Source organism: Streptomyces sp. NPDC005004, assembly GCF_053600675.1.
In genome coordinates this window covers 61967-82092 of sequence record NZ_JBSGAH010000007.1, presented here as the reverse complement: position 1 = coordinate 82092, position 20126 = coordinate 61967, and the positions used below count along the sequence as shown (strand labels likewise).

Here is a 20126-nt window from a genome sequence, read left to right as displayed (position 1 = left end):
TCGTGAGGCGTCGTGCGCGGCTTCTCAAGGCACTCGCGCGGGGAGCGCGGGGTTCCCCGGACGGGCGGCCGCGCCCTCGGCGCGGACCGAGGGGATCTCGGTCGCGGTGGGCGCGGCCGCTCCGTCCGGGTGCTGCTTCTCAGGTGTCGCGGGCGTCGCTTCAGAGGCTCTGCGCCGTGATGTCGCCGTGGGCGGTGGTGGCGCGGATGTCGAGTTCGACGGTGCCGTCGTTCTTGAGGGTGTTGCCGACCCGGCCGTAGCCGGTGCCGGCGTCCAGGGCGGCCGAGACGCCGGCGGCCGCGCCGACCGAGATGTCCCCGGACTGGGTGCGCAGGACGAGGGTGCCGCGCTCGGCCTCGGCGATGCGGATGTCACCCCGTGCGGTGCTGATCTCCGCGGAACCGCTCAGCCGGCCGATCTCGACGTCGCCGTCGGTGACGGTGAGGCGGACGCCGGCAGCCTCGTCGATCTTGATCTGCTGGTGGGCACCGTCGAAGACGACGTCGCCCAGGCGTCCGACGCCGCGCAGCCCGGTGGCGGCGGCCTTGACCTCGACGCTGGAGCCCGCGGGCAGCTGGACGGTGACCTCCAGGGAGCCGGAGGGGCCGAAGAGCTGCCTGTCGGCGGCCGGGGCGGTGACCCGCAGGACGCCGTCGGCGAAGGCGACGGCGGTCTGCTCGGCGGCCTTGACGTCACGGCCCTTGGCGGGGTTGGCGGGCTGGACGTCGACGGTGATGTCGGCACGGTCGGCGGCGATGAACTGGACGCGTCCGGCGGGGATGTCCAGGACGGCGGAGATCGGGGCGGTGGTGTCGAACTTCTGCATCATGCTCTCCCGTGTCGCTCGCTCTTTCTGACATCGGAAACGCTACGTTGCTTTCCAAATGGCGACAACGTCCTTATTGCATCCCGCTTATATATGTGCAGGTGAAAGCGGTAAAAGTGTTGCAACGGTTCTAAATTCAATGCAACGGCTACTGCGCCCTCCATTGCAATGAGCGAGAAGTGAACGCTACGGTGGGGGAAATCGGGCCGCGCGGGGGACCGCGCCGAGGCCGGGGAACGAGTGAGGGGATCGCGATGCCGGGAGGCAGACTCACCCAGCAGGAACGCCAGCAGATCGCGATGGGGCTGGCCGACGGCCTCCCCTATGCCGGGATCGCCCGCCGCATCGGCCGTCCGACCTCGACGGTCACGCGCGAGGTGATGCGCAACGGCGGCCCCACCGCCTACCGCGCCGACCTGGCCCACCGGGCCACCGAACGCCGCGCCCACCGGCGCAGGCCCGCCTCCTCCGGAGAGCCTCAGGCGGCCCCGCAGCCGCACGGGCGCGACGCCGCGGCCGTGGCCGAGTACGAGGAGACGTTCACCACCGTACTGATGGCCTCGGGCCTGCCCAGGATGACGGCCCGAGTGCTGACCTGCCTGTACACCTCCGACTCGGGCAGCCTCACCGCGTCCGGACTCGCCCGGCACCTCCAGGTCAGTCCGGCGTCCATCTCCAAGGCGATCACCTTCCTGGAGGGCCAGAGCCTGGTCCGCCGGGAACGCGACGAACGCCGCCGCGACCGCTACACCGTCGACAACGAACTCTTCTACCAGTCGACCATCGCGGCCGCCCGGTCCCACGACCTGCTGGTCAGGACCGCAAGGGAGGGAGCCGCGGTCCTCGGCCGCGACACCCCCGCCGCCGCCCGTCTGGAGAACATCGCCCGCTTCCTCGACTTCATCAGCGAGAGCATGACCCGAGCCGCAGAACAGGCCCGCGAAGTCCTCCACGCCAAGCCCGCGACGGCCACGGACGACACCCCCTGAAACAGGGGGACGGCCCCGTCGATGGGGGAAGTCGACGGGGCCGTCCTTGGTGTTTCCGCAGTGGTCCAGATGGTGCCGGTGCGCGGGTGGGTCTAGTGGACGGAGTGCTCCTCCGCCGGGAACGTGCCGCCCACGACGTCCTCCGCGAACTCCTTCGCCGCGTCGGTCATGACCTCGCGGAGCGCCGCGTACTTCTTGACGAACTTGGGGACCCGGCCGGAGGTCAGGCCGAGCATGTCGGTCCAGACGAGGACCTGCGCGTCGGTGTCCGGGCCCGCGCCGATGCCGACCGTCGGGATGTGGAGGACGCGGGTGACCTCGGCGGCGAGTTCCGCCGGGACCAGCTCCAGGACGACGGCGAACGCGCCCGCGTCCTGGACCGACTTGGCGTCGCGCAGGAGCTGCTGGGCCGCCTCCTCGCCGCGGCCCTGGACGCGGTAGCCCATGGCGTTGACGGACTGCGGGGTGAGGCCGATGTGGGCCATCACCGGGATGCCGGCCTCGACGAGCAGCTTGATCTGTTCGTGCGAGCGCTCGCCGCCCTCCAGCTTGACCGCGCCGACCCCGGCGTCCTTGACCAGCCGGGTGGCCGAGCGCAGCGCCTGCACCGGGCCCTCCTGGTAGGAGCCGAAGGGGAGGTCGCCGACGATGAGCGCGCGGCTGGTGCCGCGGACGACGGCGGCGGAGAGGGTGGTCATCTCGTCGAGGGTGACGGGCACGGTCGTCTCGTAGCCGAGGTGACAGTTGCCCGCCGAGTCGCCGACGAGGAGGACGGGGATGCCGGACTCGTCGAAGACGGACGCGGTCATCGCGTCGTAGGCGGTGAGCATGGGCCACTTCTCGCCCCGCTCCTTGGCGAGTGCGATGTCGCGGACGGTGATGCGACGGGTGCCCTTTCCTCCGTACAGCGTCTTGCCGTCGGAGGGCTTCGTCTGGGCAGCCGAGAGCTGCGTCATGGCAACGGCTCCTTACAGGTCATCTCGAGGCGCCCTTTCGGCGTCCCCGGATCGCCTCCATGGTGGCACCTCGTGCCGGACCTGGCCAGAGGGAGGTGCCCTCGCAAGCCCTCTTGTGTAAGGGCTGGGTAAAGTAATTCAGATACGAGACGGTTCCGTATTGAAATGGCCCTAGGCTCGAACGCATGACAATTTCCGTCCCCGCACCCCGGATACCGGAGGCGGTGCACAAGCGCCGCTGGGCGATCCTCGGCGTGCTGATGCTGAGCCTGCTCATCGTGGTGCTCGACAACTCGATCCTGAACGTCGCCATCAAGACCATCGCCACCCCGGCGCCGACCGGCCTGGGCGCCACCCAGAGCGAGATCGAGTGGGCGATCAACTCGTACACGCTCGTCTTCGCCGGGCTGCTGTTCACCGCCGGTCTCGTCGGTGACCGCCTGGGCCGCAAGAAGGTGCTGCTCGGCGGCATCGTCGTGTTCGGCATCGGCTCGGCGCTGGCCGCCGAGGCGGGTTCCCCGGCTCAGCTCATCGCCTACCGCGCGGTGATGGCCCTCGGTGCCGCCTTCGTCATGCCCGCGACCCTCGCCGTGCTGATGAACGTCTTCGAGCGCGAGGAGCAGCCCAAGGCCATCGGCATCTGGGCGGGCGGCGTCGGCCTCGGCATCGCCATCGGCCCGATCACCGGCGGCGCGCTGCTCGACCACTTCTGGTGGGGCTCGGTCTTCCTCATCAACGTGCCGATCGTGATCCTCGCCCTCGGCCTGATGCTCTGGCTGGTCCCCGACTCCCGCGACCCGAAGCCGGGCCGCCTCGACCCGATCGGCGTGGTCCTGTCCGTCGTCGGCCTGGTGCTGCTCGTCTACGGCATCATCAAGGGCGGCGAGCTGGCCGACTTCACCGACCCCAAGGTGCTGGCCACGATCATCGCCGGACTGGTGATCCTCGCCGCGTTCGTGATCTTCGAGAAGCGCAGCGACCACCCCTCGCTGGACGTCACCTACTTCCGCAACAAGGTCTTCTCGGCCGCCATGAGCGCCATCGCGCTGGTCTTCTTCGCCCTCATGGGCGTCACGTTCTTCGGTGTCTTCTACACCCAGAGCGTGCGCGGCTACTCGCCGCTGGAGTCGGGCGTGCTGATGCTGCCGCTGGCCGCCGCGCAGATGATCTTCGCGCCGCGCGCCCGGCTCCTGGTCGACCGGTTCGGCAACAAGGCCACCACTACGGCCGGTCTGGTGCTCATCGCCGCCACGCTGGCCGCGTTCGCGACCTTCGAGGCCGACACGCCGATCTGGCTCCTGGAGGTCGTCTTCTTCCTCATGGGCACCGGAATGGCGCACATCATGACGCCGACCTCGGTCGTCATCATGCAGGCGCTGCCCCGCGAGAAGGCGGGCTCCGCCTCCGCGCTCAGCAACACCTTCCGCCAGGTCGGCGGCGCCCTCGGCATCGCCGTGCTCGGCTCGGTGCTCTCCACGGCCTACCGCAACGGCATCGAGGGCAAGCTCGGCCTGCTTCCGCCCGCCCTGCGCGACACCGCGGGCGAGTCCATCGAGGCCACCCTCGGCGTCGCCGCGAAGCTCGGCCCGCGGGGGCAGGGTCTGATCACCCCGGCCCACGACGCCTTCCTGCACGCCATGCACGTCACCGCCCTGTGCGGCACGGGCGTCGCGCTGATCGGGGCCGTGGTCACCGCGCTCTTCCTGCCGGGCAGGACGCCCGCCGGAACCGCGCAGGACAGCGAGAAGGAACTGGTCGCCGCGGCGGACTGATCACGCGGCGCGGCGGACGGATCACCGCGCCACGCGCCGGGTAGGGACGGTACGACAACGGGGGAGGAGGCGGCTGCGGGACAATCGCCGCAGCACAGTGAGAGGACGAGACGACGTGAGCCTTGCCGACAGCCGGCCCCCGCAGGCCGGCCCCGCCCGGGGCCGGCCCCGCAGCGAAGCCGTGGAACGCGCCATCCTGGAAGGCGCGATGAAGCTCCTGGAGGAGGGCGTGCCCCTCGCGGAGCTGTCCATCGAGCGCGTCGCGCGGACCGCCGGAGTCGGCAAGGCGACCATCTACCGCCGCTGGAGCGGCAAGGAGGAACTGTTCGTCGACGTCATGCGCGCCGCCGAACCCGCCGATCCCGAGCTGCCCGGCACCTCCATGCGCGACGACCTCGTCGTCCTCCTGGAGACCCTGCGCCGCCGGGGTCTGGTCAGCCGCTCCTCGGCCATCATGCACAACGTGTTCGTCCAGGCGAAGTGCAGCCCGCGCATCTGGGCCGCCTACCAGGCCGGGGTGATAGCGCCCCGACGCGCCCTGATGACGGAGGTGCTGCGCCGGGGCCAGCGCGAGGGCGAACTGCGGCCCGACGTCGACGTGGACCTGGCCAACGACATGTTCGTCGGCCCCATGCTGGCCCGCACCGTCCTGCGCCCCGACGCCGACCTGCCCGAGGACCTCGCCGACGTGATCGTCGACACTGTCCTCGCGGGCCTACGCCCCGTCAGCACGCCTTCCGATCAGCGCTGATGTACGCGTTTCGTCACAGAACCCACGCGGAACGGCCGTAACGGAACTACCCGGCCCATCCGTTCGTCCTCGACTTCCGAACGGCCGTCATGGGACGGCGGAACGGAGCCGTTCATCCCCTAGGGTCGTAGACACACACGGGGGGATGACGGAGCGCACGGCAGGCAGTGAGGCAGACGGTATGGCGCAGCAGGCGTACATGACGGAGACGGACAACGGCGGCTCGGGGCCCGAGCGACCGGCATCCCGGCTTCGGCGCCTGGCGCACCGTCTGTTCGGCGGCTGGCGCGACGATCCGCGCATCTGGCGCCGGGGCGCGGTCACGGCCGTCCTGGCGCTGCTGCTCGCCCTGGTCATGCTGCTGCACTCGCGCATCCCCAACCGGGTCGGCAACCTCGGCAGCCTCACCGAGACCTTCCTGCCCTGGCTCGGCCTCGCGATCCCGGTGCTGCTGCTCGTCGGGCTGCTGCGCAAGTCCGCGACCGCGCTGATCGCGGTGCTGCTCCCGGCCATCGTGTGGCTGAACCTCTTCGGCGGGCTGCTCACCGACAAGTCCGGCACCGGCGGCGACCTGGTGGTGGCCACCCACAACGTGAACGCCGACAACCCCGACCCCGCCGCCACCGCCCGGGACGTCGCCTCCTCCGGGGCCGACCTGCTCGCCCTGGAGGAGCTGCCCGCGCCCGCCGTCGGCACCTACGACCAGGCGCTGTCCGGGCAGTACCCGTACCACGCGGTGGTCGGCACCGTCGGGCTGTGGAGCAAGTACCCGATGAGCCAGGTCCGCGCCGTGGACATCAAGCTCGGCTGGAAGCGCGCGATGCGGGCCACGGTGGCCACGCCCGACGGGCTCGTCGCGGTGTACGTCGCCCACATGCCCTCCGTGCGCGTGAAACTGAAGGCGGGCTTCACCGCCCGGCAGCGCGACAAGAGCGCCGACGCCCTCGGTGAGGCCATCGCGGACGAGACGCTCAAGCGGGTCGTGCTGCTCGGCGACCTCAACGGCACCATGAACGACCGCTCGCTGAACGCCGTCACCTCCCAGATGCGCTCCACGCAGGGCGCGGCGGGCAGCGGTTTCGGGTTCAGCTGGCCGGCCGCGTTCCCGATGGCCCGGATCGACCAGATCATGGTCAAGGGCGTCGAGCCGCAGAGCTCCTGGACCCTGCCGCGCACCGACAGCGACCACCTCCCGGTGGCCGCCCGGGTCCGTCTCGACACAGAGTCTTAACCCGCTTCGCATCCGCTGGAATACTGGACCTGAGAGACTTTGTTCCGTACGGGAACATAGGCGTTTCCCATCCCCTGTACGGCACTGCTCTGAGAGGTCCCCTCATGCCCCTGGCCCTGCTCGCCCTCGCTGTCGGCGCCTTCGGCATCGGTACGACCGAGTTCGTGATGATGGGCCTGCTGCCCGACGTCGCGGACGACCTGCACATATCCATCCCGACCGCGGGGCATCTGGTCTCGGCGTACGCGCTCGGTGTCGTCATCGGCGCCCCGCTGCTGGCCGCGCTCACCGCGCGGATGTCCCGGCGCACGGTGCTGATCGGCCTGATGGCCCTGTTCGTCGCGGGCAACGCGCTCTCCGCGTTCGCCCCCGGCTACGAGTCCCTGCTCGCCGCCCGCTTCCTGAGCGGGCTGCCGCACGGCGCGTTCTTCGGCGTCGGCGCGGTCGTCGCGACCTCCATGGTCGCCCCCGAACGCAAGGCGCGCTCGGTCTCGCTGATGTTCCTCGGCCTGACCGTCGCCAACGTCGCGGGCGTGCCCGTCGCCACGCTCATGGGCCAGCACCTGGGCTGGCGGGCCACCTTCCTCGGGGTGAGCGCCATCGGCCTGGCCGCCATCGCCTCGCTCGCGCTGCTCATCCCGCACGACCACACCCACGCCTCCCCGGCCGGTCTGCGCGGGGAGCTGGCCGCGCTGAAGTCCCTGCCGGTCTGGCTGGCGCTCGGCACCACGGTCGCGGGCTTCGGCGCGCTCTTCGCCGCCTACAGCTACATCACCCCGATGCTCACCGGCGCCGCCGGGTTCGACCCGGCCAGCGTGACCCTGCTGCTCGCCCTGTTCGGCGTCGGCGCCACGGCGGGCAACCTGCTCGGCGGACGGCTCGCCGACCACGCCATGCGCGGCACCCTCTTCGGCGGCCTGGCCGCGCTCGGCGCGGTCCTGCTGCTGTTCCCGCTGATGATGCGGGCCGAGTGGAGCGCGGCGCTCGCGGTGGCCCTGCTCGGCATGGCGGCCTTCGTCACCGGCTCGCCGCTGCAGTTGATGGTGATGGACAAGGCCGCGGCCGCGCCCTCGCTGGCGTCCTCGGCCAACCAGGCGGCCTTCAACCTGGCCAACGCGGGCGGCGCCTGGATCGGCGGCCTCGCCCTCGCGGCGGGCCTCGGCGTCACCTCCCCGGCGCTCGCCGGAGCGGCTCTCGCCGTCCTCGGTCTCGCGGTGGCGGCGGTGGCGTACGGCGTGGACCGCAAGCGGGCGGCGACGCTTACGCAAACCGGTATGGCGCACCGCTCCACAGGACGGCTGGTCGCTACCCATCTCCCGCAGGAGAACGAGCGTTCACGACGGTGAAGATCGCGCAAACTACAGTTGTGCAACATTCACTCGTTTCCCGCCAGAGTGGCTTGAAGTTCACGATCTCTCCCGTGAAGCTTCACATCACCGACACAAGTCACTCCAGTCACAACAGTCGCAAAAGACACGCTTGTCACAACTGGAAATAGGGAGAGGACCCCGATGCAGGGCACGGCCGGATTCGACTACGGGCTGCTGACACCGCTCGCCGCCTACCTCATGGCCTGCCTCGGCGCCGCTCTCGGACTGCGCTGCGTGGTCCGCACCGTGCACGCGGAGAAGGGCCGCAAGGCCGCCTGGCTCGGCCTCGGCGCGGCGGCCCTCGGCTGCGGCATCTGGAGTATGCACTTCATCGCCATGATCGGCTTCTCCGTCCCGGGCGCGAACATCACCTACGACGCCCCGCTGACCGTGCTCAGCCTGATCGTGGCGATCGTCATGGTCAGCGTCGGCATGTTCATCGTGGGCTACCGCGGCATCGCCCCCGTCCCGCTGGCCACCGCCGGCGTCATCACGGGACTCGGCGTCGCGGTGATGCACTACCTCGGCATGGCCGCGATGCACGTCAACGGCACCATCACGTACGACAACCCGATCGTCGCGCTCTCCGTGATCATCGCCGTGGTCGCCGCGACGGCAGCGCTGTGGGCCGCCGTCTCCATCCGGGGCTTCGTCCCCGCGCTCGTCGCCAGCCTCGTGATGGGCGTCGCCGTGACCGGTATGCACTACACCGGCATGGCGGCGGTCGACGTCCACGTCCACTCCGGCGCCTCCGGCTACGGCGACGACGCCGCCTCCCTGGTGCTGCCCATGCTGCTCGGCCCGGCCGTCTTCCTGATCCTCGCGGCCGTGGTCGTCATGTTCGACCCGCTGCTCGTGGCCGGTGACGAGCAGGAACCCGCCCCGCGTTTCTCCCGCCCGCGCACCCCGGTCGGCTGACGGCCGCCGTACGGCGAAGGCGAAGGGGCGCCCGGTCTCGGAAGACCGGGCGCCCCTTCGCTATTGCGCGTCACACCGACTCGCGCCAGCCGTTGGTGATCGGCAGACGGCGGTCCTTGCCGAAGCCCTTCGCGGAGATCTTCGTGCCCGGCGGGTACTGGCGCCGCTTGTACTCGGCGGTGTCCACCATCCGCAGCGTCTTCGTCACCAGCGCCGGGTCGAAGCCCGCCGCCACGATCGCGTCCGCGCCCTGGTCCCGGTCCACGTACAGCTCCAGGATCGCGTCCAGGAGGGGGTAGTCCGGCAGCGAGTCCGTGTCCACCTGGTCCGGACGCAGCTCCGCGCTCGGCGGCTTGCTGATCGAGTTCTCCGGGATCGGCGGGGTCTGCCCGCGCTCCTCGGCCACCTTGTTGCGCCAGCGGGCCAACTGGAACACCGAGGTCTTGTACACGTCCTTGATCGGGCCGTACGCGCCCACCGAGTCGCCGTACAGGGTCGAATAGCCCACCGCCAGCTCGGACTTGTTGCCCGGCGCCAGCACGATGTGGCCCTCCTGGTTGGAGACCGCCATCAGCAGCGTGCCGCGCAGCCGCGACTGGAGGTTCTCCTCCGCGAGACCGGACAGGCCCAGCGCGCCCATGTACGCGTCGAACATCGGCTCGATCGAGACCGTACGGAAGTTCAGGCCGGTGCGCCGGGCCAGCTCGGCCGCGTCGCCCCGGGAGTGCTCGGAGGAGTACTTCGACGGCATCGAGATGCCGTACACGTTCTCCGCGCCGATCGCGTCGCAGGCGATCGCGGCCACCAGTGCCGAGTCGATGCCGCCGGACAGACCGATCAGCACCGAGCGGAAGCCGTTCTTGACGACATACGCCCGCAGGCCCGTCACCAGCGCGCCGTACACCTCGGCGTCGTCGTCCAGGTGCTCGGCGTGCCCGCCGGGGAACTCCGGCTCGTACGCGGGCACCGGGTCCTCGGACAGCACCACGCGGTCGATGCGCAGACCGTCGTCCACGACACCGGCCGGGGCGTCCGCGTCGGCGGCGGGCAGGTCCAGGTCGAGCAGCAGCAGCGTCTCCTCGAACTGCGGCGCGCGGGCGACGACCTCGCCGTCCGCGCCGACCACGATCGAGTCGCCGTCGAAGACCAGCTCGTCCTGGCCGCCGACCATGGCGAGGTAGGCGGTGGTGCAGCCCGCCTCCTGGGCGCGCTTGCGCACCAGCTCCAGGCGCGTGTCGTCCTTGTCGCGCTCGTACGGCGAGGCGTTGATCGAGAGCAGCAGCCCCGCGTGGGCGGAGCGGGCGGCGGGCACGCGGCCGCCGTCCTGCCAGAGGTCCTCGCAGATGGCGAGGGCCACGTCCACGCCGTGCACGCGGATCACCGGCATGGTGTCGCCGGGCACGAAGTAGCGGAACTCGTCGAAGACGCCGTAGTTCGGCAGGTGGTGCTTGGCGAAGGTGAGGACCACCTCGCCGCGGTGCAGCACCGCCGCCGCGTTCCGCGGGGCGCCGGCCGGCTGGCCGTACTTCGGCTGCGCGGTCTCCGAGCGGTCCAGATAGCCGAGGACCACCGGCACCTCGCCGAGGCCCTCCTCGGCCAGCCTGGCGGCCAGCGCGCGCAGCGCGGCGCGGGAGGCTTCGACGAAGGAGGAGCGCAGGGCCAGGTCCTCGACGGGATACCCGGTCAGCACCATCTCCGGGAAGGCGACGAGATGCGCGCCGCGCTCGGCGGAGTCCCGGGTCCGGCGGACGACCGCCTCGGCGTTCCCCGCGAGGTCGCCGACGCGCGAGTCGATCTGATTCAGGGCGAGACGAAGTTGAGGCACGCGCCCAGTGTAATCGTCAGAGCGACGCGATGTGGGGGCGCGAGGTGTCTGACACCTCACGCCCCCACGTCAGCGGCTAGGGATCAGTGCCCCTTGTACGACCGCACGTAGCCGTTCGAGGGCGAGCCCACGCCGGTCACGTCGTCGTAGCCCTTGACCGCGGACAGCGAGCTGTCCTTGCCCAGGCTGCGGACCGAGGTGGTCACGCCGTCGGACTTGTCGACGCCGTTCACGAAGTCGAGCCGGGCGACCGCGAGGTCGGTGCCGGTCGGCTTGTCCGTGACGTCGTGGAAGAGGCCCTTCTTCCCGTAGCGCTGGTAGATCGACGGGTTGGCGAAGCCGATCGCCTTGCCGCCGCGCGCCTCCTGCGCCAGCGCCTGGACCGCCGCGATGACCGGGGCGGCCAGCGAGGTGCCGCCGATGCGGTACTCGCCGTACTTCACGGTCCCGTCGGGGAAGGCCTGGGTGATGCCCTCCAGGAAACCGGTGTTCGGGTCGGCCACGGCCGAGATGTCCGGGACCACGCGGTTGCCGGCCTTGTGGTGGACGTCGGCCAGCGCGTCCGGGACGATCCCCTTCTGGTACGAAGGCTGCGCCACGGTACGGCTGGTGCCGCCGCCCGCGCCCGAGGTGAAGGGGCCGGGGAAGCCGGTCCAGCTCTTGCCGTCGGCCGACAGGGTCGCCTTCTCGGTGCCCCAGCCGGTCTCGAACTGGTAGGTGTCGCCCTGGCCGACGGCCAGCGACGTACCGCCGACCGCGGTCACCCAGGCGGAGTTGGCCGGGGTGTCGACCTGCTTCACGCCCGGAGTGGTGTCCGTGGCGGTGTTGGCCACCTCGTCACCGTTGTCACCCGAGGAGAAGTAGAAGCCGATGCCCTGCACCGCGCCGAGCTGGAACACCTGGTCGTACGCGGCGGCCAGGTCCGGGGTCTGATTGGCCTCGATGTCGCCCCACGAGTTGGAGACGATGTCCGCCAGGTGCCGGTCGACGACCTTGCTGAGCGAGTCCAGCAGATCGTCGTCGAAGCAGGAGGCGGCGCCGACGTAGGTCACGTCCGCGTTCGGCGCGACCGCGTGCACGGCCTCGACGTCGAGAGTCTCCTCGCCGTACCAGCCGGAGGCGTCGCACTCGTCGGCCGAGGTGTGCGTGTACTTCTTCGGCAGCACCTGGTGCAACTGGCTGGTCTTCCAGGCCGCGTCACCGTTGCGCTTGGCGTAGCGGCCCGCGTCGTAGGCGATGGTCGGCGAGGCGTAGGCGTCCGTGATGGCGACGCGGACGTGCTTGCCGGTGTAGTCGCCGGCGCCGTAGGCGGCACGCAACTGCTTGCCGGTGTAGCCCTTGATCGCGTAGGGGACCTTCTGGCCGTACGCGTCCGGGAGCTTGGTCGCGACCTTCTCGCCGTAGTACGAGGAGAGCGGACCGGCGTTCTTGAACGCGGACGCCGGGCCGGGCAGTTGGTCGGCCCGGTGCGACTTGTGCGGCGCGCTGTCCAGGCCGGTGACCGTCAGCACGGCGCCCCGGAGGGCGGCCGGGACCGAGGCGGTGCGCTGCGGGGCGCGGTACGTGTGCTTGCCCTTGGTGAAGTTGTGGAGCTGGGTGCCGAACGCCTTCTCGGTGGCGGCGACATCGCCGGACACGGAGACGTAGTGCGCGGTGACCTCGGTGACGTCGAGCCCGGCCGACTTCAGCCAGGACTTCACCGCGGACACCTGGGCCTTGGTCGCCCCGAAGCGGGACGCGGCCTGCTTGGCGCTGAGGAACTTGCCGTACTGCGGCGAGGCCGGGTCCGACACCGCCTTGGCGTAGGCGGCGAGCCCCGCGGCGTCACGCCCGGCGAGGTAGACACGGGCCTGCACCCGGGCGCTGTCGGCGGTGGCGCCCTTGTCCGCCTTGGCCGTGGCCCACGCCGGGCGGGTGCCCGCCAGCGCGTCACGGGCCGGGCCGTCCGCGGCGTGGGCCGCGGGTATGCCGAGCGTCAGCGCGCCGGCGATCATCGGAAGCGTCGCCGCCATGCTCACACCGGCGCGCGTCCTGGCGCGGTTGGATCTCATAAAACCCCCTGCGATGCGATTCGCATGTAGTGGCCGGATCGTCGTGCGCGACGCGCCTGCCCGCGGCGGTTGGGACCGGCGGAGCGATCACACGATGGGGCCACTCTTGTGATGAACCGTTCATGTCAGGTAAACGGGAGGGTCAAGAGAAACCCAAGTGAGCTTATTCGTGGGGGATTTGGGCGCTTCGTCTGCCCGGCGGCTTACGAACCCGCTTGTACGCCACGCTTTTTGAGCATCTCGGCCATCAACTGGATCTCGGAGCGCTGCGCCGCGACCATGCCCCGCGCGAGCCGCTTCTCCGGACCCACCGTGCACCGCTGGACGCACCCCTCGGCCATGTGGACGCCGCCTCGGTGATGCTCCGTCATGAGCTGGAGGTAGAAGACCTCGGCCCGCTTGCCGCTCAGTGAGTTCAGCTTGCGCAGATCGGAGTTGGTGGCCATCCCCGGCATCAGCGCGCCGTCCTGGCCCGGCGGCATGTCGCCCATGCCCATCCAGGTCATCGGCGGATCCGCCGACACCTTCGGCAGCCCCCACAGGTCCAGCCAGCCCAGCAGCATCCCGCGCTGATTGGCCTGGGTCTGCGCGATGTCGTACGCGAGCCGCCGCACCTCGGTGTCCTTCGTGCGGTCGCGCACGATGTACGACATCTCCACGGCCTGCTGGTGGTGCACGGCCATGTCCCGGGCGAACCCGGCGTCGGCGGACGCGGCCGTGGGCGTACCCGTGGTGTCCGGCTCCCCGCCCGCGGCGTACCCCGCCGCCCCGGCGCCCACCACCGCGAGTACCGCGGCCCCGGCGGCCCACCCCGTCAGCGCACGCCTCACTGCATCACCCCGCCCGTGCAGGAGGCTCCCGGCTCGGGCGTCTGCCTGCCCTGCACATAGGTGGCGAAGAACCTGTTCACCTCGGGGTCCTTCGCGCTCTTCACCGCCACCTGGTGGCCCCAGGCCGAGAGGATCAGCGGGGCGTCCTGCTTCTCGTACGGGCTCATCAGCGAGTACGGCGTCTGCTTCACCTTGGCCGCGAGCGCGCTCACGTCCGCCTTGCCGGCCGCGCCGGTGTACGTCACCCACACCGCGCCGTGCTCCAGTGCGTGCACCGCGTTCTCGTCGTGCACCGGCTTGTCGTAGACCGTGCCGTTGCAGTCGAGCCACACCGGGTTGTGGTTGCCGCCGACCGGCGGGTGCATCGGGTACGTCACCTTGGTCGTGACGTGCGTGCGCGAGAGCTTGCCCGACCAGGTCCGCACCCCGTCCTTGCCGGTGGTGAAGTGCCCCGAGTCGCCCGCGCTGTTCTTGGCGTCACCGCTCGCGGAGGTGTCCTTCTTCCCGGAGCCGTCCGAGCCGTCCGACTGCGCCCGCACCAGCACCACACCGCCCACCACGAGCCCGGCGACGACCACCACGCTCGCGGCGACGGCGAGTATCCGGTTGCGTCGCTTGCGCGCGTGCTCGGTCCGCCGCATCTCCTCGATGTGCGCCTTGCGCGCCGCGCCGGTCGTGTGGTTGGCGGAACCCATGGTGTGTGTCCTTCTCTGAGTCGGGGGCGTCGGGACGGCGGGTCGCGCTGATCGTAGTGCGGTGATCCGCGTGGTTGGCGAGGACGGCCGGAACGGATCTCCAGGGCTGTGTCGCAGGCATGTCAGGCGATACGATGAAGGGCTCGGGACATCAGGATCCGTTCGTCGCAAGGCTCACCCTCAACGGGAGGCGCGGTGCCAAGCAAGGCTGATGCGGTTCGGAACGATCGGAACTCGGAGTGGGGCTGGTTCCTCGGCTGGCTCGCGGTGGGCGGTTGCCTGGCTCTCGGACTGGCCGCACTGCTGTCGGTGGGCGTCGCCCTGATCGCCGTGGGTGCCGTCGGCGCGGCGGTGCTCCTGCGGAAAGGGCACCGCAACGCCCTCGTGGGTGCGATCGCGGGTCTCGGCCTGCCGCTCTTCTATCTCGCCTACCTGAACTGGGACGGCCCCGGTGATGTATGCCATTCCGCGGCCGGGTCCAGCACGTGCACCCAGGAGTACGCACCGCAGCCCTTCCTGATCGCCGGTGCGATCCTGCTCGTCGCCGGCGTCCTGGCCTTCCTCGTGCTCGACCGTCGGCGCCGCGGGCTGCGCTGACGGACGAACCCCCTTCCGGCCGCCGCGGCGAGCGCGACCGGAAGGGGGTTCCGTTCCGCCGGTTTCCCCTTAGCGTCTACCGGCCGGACGAGGGGCTGGGAACCGCCTGTTGTTCCGTCGCGGACGACGTGCCTCCGCGGATCAGCGCGTCGAATTTCGGAAAGCAGACGTACCACTTTTCGGACTCTTGGCAGACCGCGACCCGGAAGGCGGGGTTCTTGCTGTCGGGCCGGTGATTCTCGACGCATTTCTCGTTGTGGTGCGGGGCAGTGGTCGCTCCCTTGGGAATGACCCCCGAGCTGCATATTTCGCCGGTCATCACAATGGTCCCGGTGGCGCCCTTCGTGTGCACGGACCCGATGGCGAGTTTCCGGGACCGGACCGATGAGCTGGTCATTCCGGCGAACAGGACCTTCAAAACCCCCCGCTCGCGCGGCAGGACGAATGACGACGCCGTACCGAACTTTCCGGAGAAAAGGGCCGTCGAGTAGTGCACGGCCACTGATCCCGGATCCTTCCGGAGTGTGGCGTCGGCCGCGCCGTACGCGCCCGGCGTGCCGGTGCCGGCGGAGCAGCCCGTGGCCGCGACGAGGAGCGAGGTCAGGAGAGGGGCGACGCCCCACGCGCCCGCCCGTCGAGGACGGGGCGCGCGGGACGGCCCGGCGAGCGGGCTCATGGTCAGCTCGTCCATCCGTGGCCGTGAGAGGTGCGGTGGTGCACCAGGTTCGAGCATCCGCCGGACTTGCTGTCGCTCCAGGTGTGGTAGGAGGACCCGTCCCGGTAGCCGTAGACGTGCACGTTGTGCTTGAAGACGGCGGTGTCGGAGTTGAAGCCGCAGGCGGCGTACCCGGCCAGGCCCAGGAGGGCGATCACCAGGTCCTCGAAGTCGGTGTTCTTGAAGGTCTCGGCGCCCCCGGTCTTCCAGCCTCCGCTCACCGAGCTGATCGACGGCTTCGGCGTGCCGGACGTCGACCAGCCGTCGTACTTGAACTTGTAGGCGTTGTTCCGGGCGGTGACGCTGCCGCTGGCGCCGTACAGCGGCCACTTGAGGTTGGTCGCGAGCGAGGTGATGGTGACGTTGATCGGGTCGATCCACGCCGTCTTGGTGTGCGCGTTGCTGTACGACGTCGAGTCCGGCGTCACCGCCGCGCCGTTCTCGTTGTAGGGCTGCACGACGGGGGTGACGCCGGCGCTGGCGTCACCGGTGGCGGAGCTGTTCTGGGGCACCTCGGGGTCCACCGTGTTGGAGTCGGCGGGGGAGATCAGGGTGGCTTCCTGGCTGGGGGTGATGGAGCCGGTGAGGATGCGGTCCTGGCAGGTGGCCGGGTTGTAGCCGACCTCCTGCTGATAGGTGGTGGCCGCCGCCGTGAGGGTGTGGGTGTAGTCGAACTGGCAGCTGCCGTCGTCCTGGACCGTTCCGTCGAGGGTCGTGACGGTGCCCGTCACGCCGAGCTGGTCGGTCGCGGCGTCCGAGTAGGTGATCCACCCGTCGCTGCCGATGCTCACTCCGGGAATGCCCGTGGAGGACGGCGTCGGGGTCGGCGTGGGGGTCGGCGTGGGAGTGGACCCGGGGCAGCCGGGGCCCGCCGTGCTCGGGGCGAACGCGTCGGTCATGTCGGTGCAGACGCTGGGCGCCGCGTGCGCGCCGATCGCCGGCGCCCCGAGCGCGAGCAGCGAGGCGGACAACACGACCGGGACCACTCGGCGTGGTCTGAATCGGGACATCAGGTTCCTTTGCTCGTGTGGGAGATGAAATGGAACCGTGCGAATGATTCAGAGCGGACTGTGCGCCTGCTGTGAGACGCCCCCCCCTTTGAACCGGCGCCAACCGTAGGGGCGGTGAAAAGTGAAGATCAAGTGCGGATTCATTCCTTCCTGCAAAGAAATCTTTCCGGCTCTTTGGTGCGATCTTTTGCGGCCGAGGATTGCCCGGGGAAGGCGCGGGATGCTCTCCGCGTATGCTTTCTGGATATGCCGGAAAGATGGCCGGCGAAAGTCCGGCGTGATCCGGAGCGGGGTGTGTCGATTGTGGACCCGTAAACGGGTCGACCGGTATGCCGGGGTGGAAATCCGCGCCGAGGGGCGTGTCGGGCCCGACGGAAACCGCCGGTGCCGTCCCGGCCGTCACCGGGAGGAGCGATCCGGCGAGGCGCCGGTCCGGTCGTCGTCGGTCCGGTGACGCGATCCGGTTCGGCGGGCCCGTCCTCGCTCACGCGGCGGTGTGATCCGATGGATTCCGTCCATCCGGCCGGCCATTACGGATACGGGTCCGAGCAGGCAAGATGGGCGGCAGAGCGGTACACCCGCCGTACGAGAGCCGTTCAGGCCGCGGAAGCCCGGGCGACCGAGGTCCGCAACGCGCGCGAAACGCGGTTGTGGTGGGATGCTCAGGTGCCCGACCGCGTCCCGCGGCACCGGGGGAAGGCGGCCTGACCAGCAAGGATGGGGAAGCGGAAGATGGACAAGCAGCAGGAGTTCGTGCTCCGGACCTTGGAGGAGCGCGACATCCGGTTCGTACGCCTGTGGTTCACGGACGTGCTGGGCTTCCTCAAGTCCGTCGCCGTGGCCCCCGCGGAGCTTGAGCAGGCATTCGACGAGGGCATCGGCTTCGACGGCTCCGCCATCGAGGGCTTCGCCCGCGTCTACGAGTCCGACATGATCGCCAAGCCGGACCCGTCGACCTTCCAGATGCTGCCCTGGCGCGCGGAGAGCCCCGGCACGGCCCGCATGTTCTGCGACATCCTCATGCCGGACGGCTCCCCGTCCTTCGCCGACCCGCGCTACGTCCTCAAGCGCGCGCTCGCCCGCACCTCCGACCTCGGGTTCACCTTCTACACCCACCCCGAGATCGAGTTCTTCCTGCTCAAGGACCGCCCGCTGGACGGCTCCCGCCCGATCCCGGCCGACAACTCCGGCTACTTCGACCACACGCCGACCAGCATCGGACTGGACTTCCGGCGCCAGGCGATCACCATGCTGGAGTCGATGGGCATCTCGGTGGAGTTCTCCCACCACGAGGGCGGCCCCGGCCAGCAGGAGATCGACCTGCGCTACGCCGACGCGCTCTCCACGGCCGACAACATCATGACGTTCCGTCTGGTCATGAAGCAGGTCGCGCTGGAGCAGGGCGTCCAGGCGACCTTCATGCCGAAGCCGTTCTCCGAGCACCCCGGCTCGGGCATGCACACCCACCTCTCCCTCTTCGAGGGCGACCGGAACGCGTTCTACGAGTCCGGCTCCGAGTACCAGCTCTCCAAGGTCGGCCGCTCCTTCATCGCCGGCCTCCTGCGCCACGCCGCCGAGATCTCCGCGGTCACCAACCAGTGGGTCAACTCCTACAAGCGCATCTGGGGCGGCTCCGAGCGCACGGCGGGCGCGGGCGGCGAGGCCCCCTCGTACATCTGCTGGGGCCACAACAACCGCTCCGCCCTGGTCCGCGTGCCCATGTACAAGCCCGGCAAGACCGGCTCCGCCCGCGTGGAGGTCCGCTCCCTGGACTCCGGCGCGAACCCGTACCTGGCCTACGCGGTCCTCCTGGCGGCGGGTCTGAAGGGCATCGAGGAGGGCTACGAACTTCCCCCCGGCGCCGAGGACGACGTCTGGGCCCTCTCCGACGCCGAACGCCGCGCGATGGGCATCGAGCCGCTCCCGCAGAACCTGGGCGAGGCGCTGACCCTGATGGAGCGCAGCGACCTGGTCGCCGAGACGCTCGGCGAGCACGTCTTCGACTTCTTCCTCCGCAACAAGCGCGCGGAGTGGCACGAGTACCGCTCGGAGGTCACGGCGTTCGAGCTGCGGAAGAACCTGCCGGTGCTGTAGGCGCAGGTCGGGCGGGTGACCGCCGAGACGACCTCGGGGGCCGACGGTCGCGGACCGTCGGCCCCTGCGCGTCTCGCGGGCGCCCGATCGCACCGCTTCCGGAGGGCCGCATCGCCGTCGGGTGTCAGGACTCCCGCGTCTCGCGGGGGACCAGGTACTTCCAGCCCGCGTGGAAGAGGGCGGCGAACAGGACGAAGGAGCCCAGCGGAACCAGCGTCGTCAGCAGGACCACGGGCGAGCCGTCCGAGGTGAACAGCAGTCCGATCGACAGCACGGTCATGCAGCCGAAGACGATGAGCGCCCCGTAGGCCGCCCACAGCCAGGCCCTGCGGTGCGCCGCCCGTTGCCGGATCAGCGCCTCCACCTCCGGCCGGCGTTCCCACGCCCTGCCGCGGTACGGGGCACCGACGGCCAGCAGACCGGCGACCTCGGCCGGCGGGTTGTCCAGCTGCCAGTCGTCGATGTGCGGCAGGAGGAGGCGCCGGCCCTCGGTGTCGTAGAGGTAGGCGAGCCAGCGGCGTCCGGAACCGCCGGCGTTCGGAACGGGCTCGGCGCGGATGTCGTAGATGGCGGACCAGGTGCGGGTGCGCTCGGTGAGGGCGCGGCGGACCGTGATGCCGTCCGGGTCGACCAGCGTGCGGCCGCGCTGCATGTAGAGCGCCACCCGCGCGAGGGTCAGCACGACCACGACGGCGACGACGAGCATCGGCCACCGGAACGGGTCGCCGTGCCGCGTTGTCTGGGAGAGGGCGAGGACCGGAATGACCAACGGCCCCAGAATCCTCGCCAAGGGCGTCTTCCTGTACTTGCGGTACTCCCGCACGATCCCGACGCCGGCCGACGGTATGGCGCTGTTGTCCACCGCTGTTCTCCCCACCCGGTGCGCACGAACACGTACGCGACTGGGCAGAGGATAGGGGCGTTCCCGCAGAGTCGTACCCCGGGGGGTGGACCGCAGGTCAGCACAGGGTGCCGCCGAGGACGGCGACGAGACCGCGCGGGCTCGGGCCGCCGAGGAGAGCTGCTCCCGTCGGAACCAACCGATCAGCCGTCTCGTCTCCACCCCCGGACCTGGTCGTCTCGCGCGAGGGGTGTACCGACGAGCGCCGACAGCACGGGAAGGGAAGCGAGGCGGCTATCCCTGAACCGGGAGATCAGGATGGGTGGCGAGAAAGATCATGTAGGCGATCGCCGCTGCCGCTCCCGCGAGGGACAACACGCCTCCCACCACGGCTCGTGTCCCGTTCGCTCGCCCCGACTTCGACGCGCGATGCTCGACAAAGGCCCGCACCAGGCCGACGAGTGCCAGAGGCAGCGCGACGAAGCTGACCAGTATCCAGAACGGACAGCAGAACCAGAACGCCAAGGACGCTCCGCCGAACCAGACCGCAAGCTCTGCCTTCTCTCGCGTCTCGTCCGGGGCGCCGAGGGAAATCATGGGCAGATCCAAGCAGAGCCCTTCCTGCCGTACGGCGGCGAGGTGCGGCAACCGTCGC

At 70.3% G+C, this 20126-nt stretch carries 18 protein-coding genes; 8 read left to right on the top strand and 10 right to left on the bottom strand.

Going from position 1 to position 20126, the window contains the following annotated elements; translation table 11 throughout:
- Positions 1-160: 160 nt before the first annotated feature.
- The gene (locus ACWEEU_RS11735) at positions 161-826 is read right to left on the bottom strand and encodes a DUF4097 family beta strand repeat-containing protein (protein WP_385750954.1); all 666 of its coding nucleotides are present in this window, start codon (positions 824-826) and stop codon (positions 161-163) included.
- Between the two features lie 254 nt (positions 827-1080).
- Here ACWEEU_RS11735 and ACWEEU_RS11730 point away from each other — a divergent pair, with 254 nt between their 5' ends.
- Complete coding sequence (locus ACWEEU_RS11730; RefSeq protein ID WP_385750951.1) at positions 1081-1815, top strand: helix-turn-helix domain-containing protein; 735 nt, start codon at positions 1081-1083, stop codon at positions 1813-1815.
- A gap of 92 nt (positions 1816-1907) precedes the next feature.
- Here the strand turns inward: ACWEEU_RS11730 and panB are convergent, their stop codons facing one another.
- On the bottom strand, positions 1908-2771 hold the full coding sequence (gene panB / locus ACWEEU_RS11725) for a 3-methyl-2-oxobutanoate hydroxymethyltransferase (protein WP_451731161.1): 864 nt from the start codon (positions 2769-2771) through the stop codon (positions 1908-1910).
- 185 nt (positions 2772-2956) lie between these two features.
- Between panB and ACWEEU_RS11720 the strand changes: the two genes are divergently transcribed.
- From ACWEEU_RS11720 to ACWEEU_RS11700, 5 genes are all read left to right on the top strand, one after another.
- Entirely contained in the window at positions 2957-4543 is a 1587-nt protein-coding gene (locus tag ACWEEU_RS11720) for an MFS transporter (RefSeq protein ID WP_385750946.1), read from the top strand.
- Positions 4544-4658: 115 nt separating this feature from the next.
- Complete coding sequence (locus ACWEEU_RS11715; RefSeq protein ID WP_451731157.1) at positions 4659-5294, top strand: TetR/AcrR family transcriptional regulator; 636 nt, start codon at positions 4659-4661, stop codon at positions 5292-5294.
- Between the two features lie 181 nt (positions 5295-5475).
- Positions 5476-6525: an endonuclease/exonuclease/phosphatase family protein gene (locus ACWEEU_RS11710; RefSeq protein WP_385750942.1), complete on the top strand. Its 1050-nt coding sequence runs from the start codon at positions 5476-5478 to the stop codon at positions 6523-6525.
- Between the two features lie 104 nt (positions 6526-6629).
- The gene (locus ACWEEU_RS11705) at positions 6630-7871 is read left to right on the top strand and encodes an MFS transporter (protein ID WP_385750941.1); all 1242 of its coding nucleotides are present in this window, start codon (positions 6630-6632) and stop codon (positions 7869-7871) included.
- A 165-nt stretch (positions 7872-8036) separates the two neighbouring features.
- Positions 8037-8813, top strand: coding sequence for an MHYT domain-containing protein (locus ACWEEU_RS11700; RefSeq protein WP_385750939.1), 777 nt, complete (start codon positions 8037-8039; stop codon positions 8811-8813).
- A 70-nt stretch (positions 8814-8883) separates the two neighbouring features.
- Here the strand turns inward: ACWEEU_RS11700 and ACWEEU_RS11695 are convergent, their stop codons facing one another.
- The 4 genes from ACWEEU_RS11695 to ACWEEU_RS11680 all read right to left on the bottom strand — a co-directional run bounded on the left by ACWEEU_RS11695 (position 8884) and on the right by ACWEEU_RS11680 (position 14214).
- The gene (locus ACWEEU_RS11695) at positions 8884-10638 is read right to left on the bottom strand and encodes an NAD+ synthase (protein WP_451731153.1); all 1755 of its coding nucleotides are present in this window, start codon (positions 10636-10638) and stop codon (positions 8884-8886) included.
- Between the two features lie 83 nt (positions 10639-10721).
- On the bottom strand, positions 10722-12689 hold the full coding sequence (locus ACWEEU_RS11690) for a S53 family peptidase (RefSeq protein ID WP_385746690.1): 1968 nt from the start codon (positions 12687-12689) through the stop codon (positions 10722-10724).
- A 203-nt stretch (positions 12690-12892) separates the two neighbouring features.
- Positions 12893-13519 (bottom strand): DUF305 domain-containing protein, encoded by a 627-nt coding sequence (locus tag ACWEEU_RS11685; RefSeq protein WP_451731150.1) that lies wholly within the window; start codon positions 13517-13519, stop codon positions 12893-12895.
- On the bottom strand, positions 13516-14214 hold the full coding sequence (locus ACWEEU_RS11680) for a DUF3105 domain-containing protein (RefSeq protein WP_451731147.1): 699 nt from the start codon (positions 14212-14214) through the stop codon (positions 13516-13518). The genes ACWEEU_RS11685 and ACWEEU_RS11680 overlap by 4 nt, the downstream gene beginning before the upstream one ends.
- A gap of 195 nt (positions 14215-14409) precedes the next feature.
- Here ACWEEU_RS11680 and ACWEEU_RS11675 point away from each other — a divergent pair, with 195 nt between their 5' ends.
- Positions 14410-14811 (top strand): hypothetical protein, encoded by a 402-nt coding sequence (locus ACWEEU_RS11675; RefSeq protein WP_385746684.1) that lies wholly within the window; start codon positions 14410-14412, stop codon positions 14809-14811.
- A 76-nt stretch (positions 14812-14887) separates the two neighbouring features.
- Here the strand turns inward: ACWEEU_RS11675 and ACWEEU_RS11670 are convergent, their stop codons facing one another.
- On the bottom strand, positions 14888-15502 hold the full coding sequence (locus ACWEEU_RS11670; RefSeq protein WP_451731144.1) for a hypothetical protein: 615 nt from the start codon (positions 15500-15502) through the stop codon (positions 14888-14890).
- Positions 15490-16536 (bottom strand): hypothetical protein, encoded by a 1047-nt coding sequence (locus tag ACWEEU_RS11665; protein ID WP_451731141.1) that lies wholly within the window; start codon positions 16534-16536, stop codon positions 15490-15492. Before ACWEEU_RS11665 ends, ACWEEU_RS11670 begins: the two co-directional genes overlap by 13 nt.
- A gap of 732 nt (positions 16537-17268) precedes the next feature.
- Here ACWEEU_RS11665 and ACWEEU_RS11660 point away from each other — a divergent pair.
- Positions 17269-18630 (top strand): glutamine synthetase family protein, encoded by a 1362-nt coding sequence (locus ACWEEU_RS11660; protein WP_385746678.1) that lies wholly within the window; start codon positions 17269-17271, stop codon positions 18628-18630.
- A 124-nt stretch (positions 18631-18754) separates the two neighbouring features.
- Here ACWEEU_RS11660 and ACWEEU_RS11655 read toward each other — a convergent pair whose 3' ends face one another.
- Both ACWEEU_RS11655 and ACWEEU_RS11650 read right to left on the bottom strand, forming a co-directional pair.
- Positions 18755-19492, bottom strand: coding sequence for a PH domain-containing protein (locus ACWEEU_RS11655; RefSeq protein ID WP_451731138.1), 738 nt, complete (start codon positions 19490-19492; stop codon positions 18755-18757).
- Positions 19493-19765: 273 nt separating this feature from the next.
- Entirely contained in the window at positions 19766-20080 is a 315-nt protein-coding gene (locus ACWEEU_RS11650; RefSeq protein WP_451731135.1) for a hypothetical protein, read from the bottom strand.
- Positions 20081-20126 lie beyond the last annotated feature (46 nt).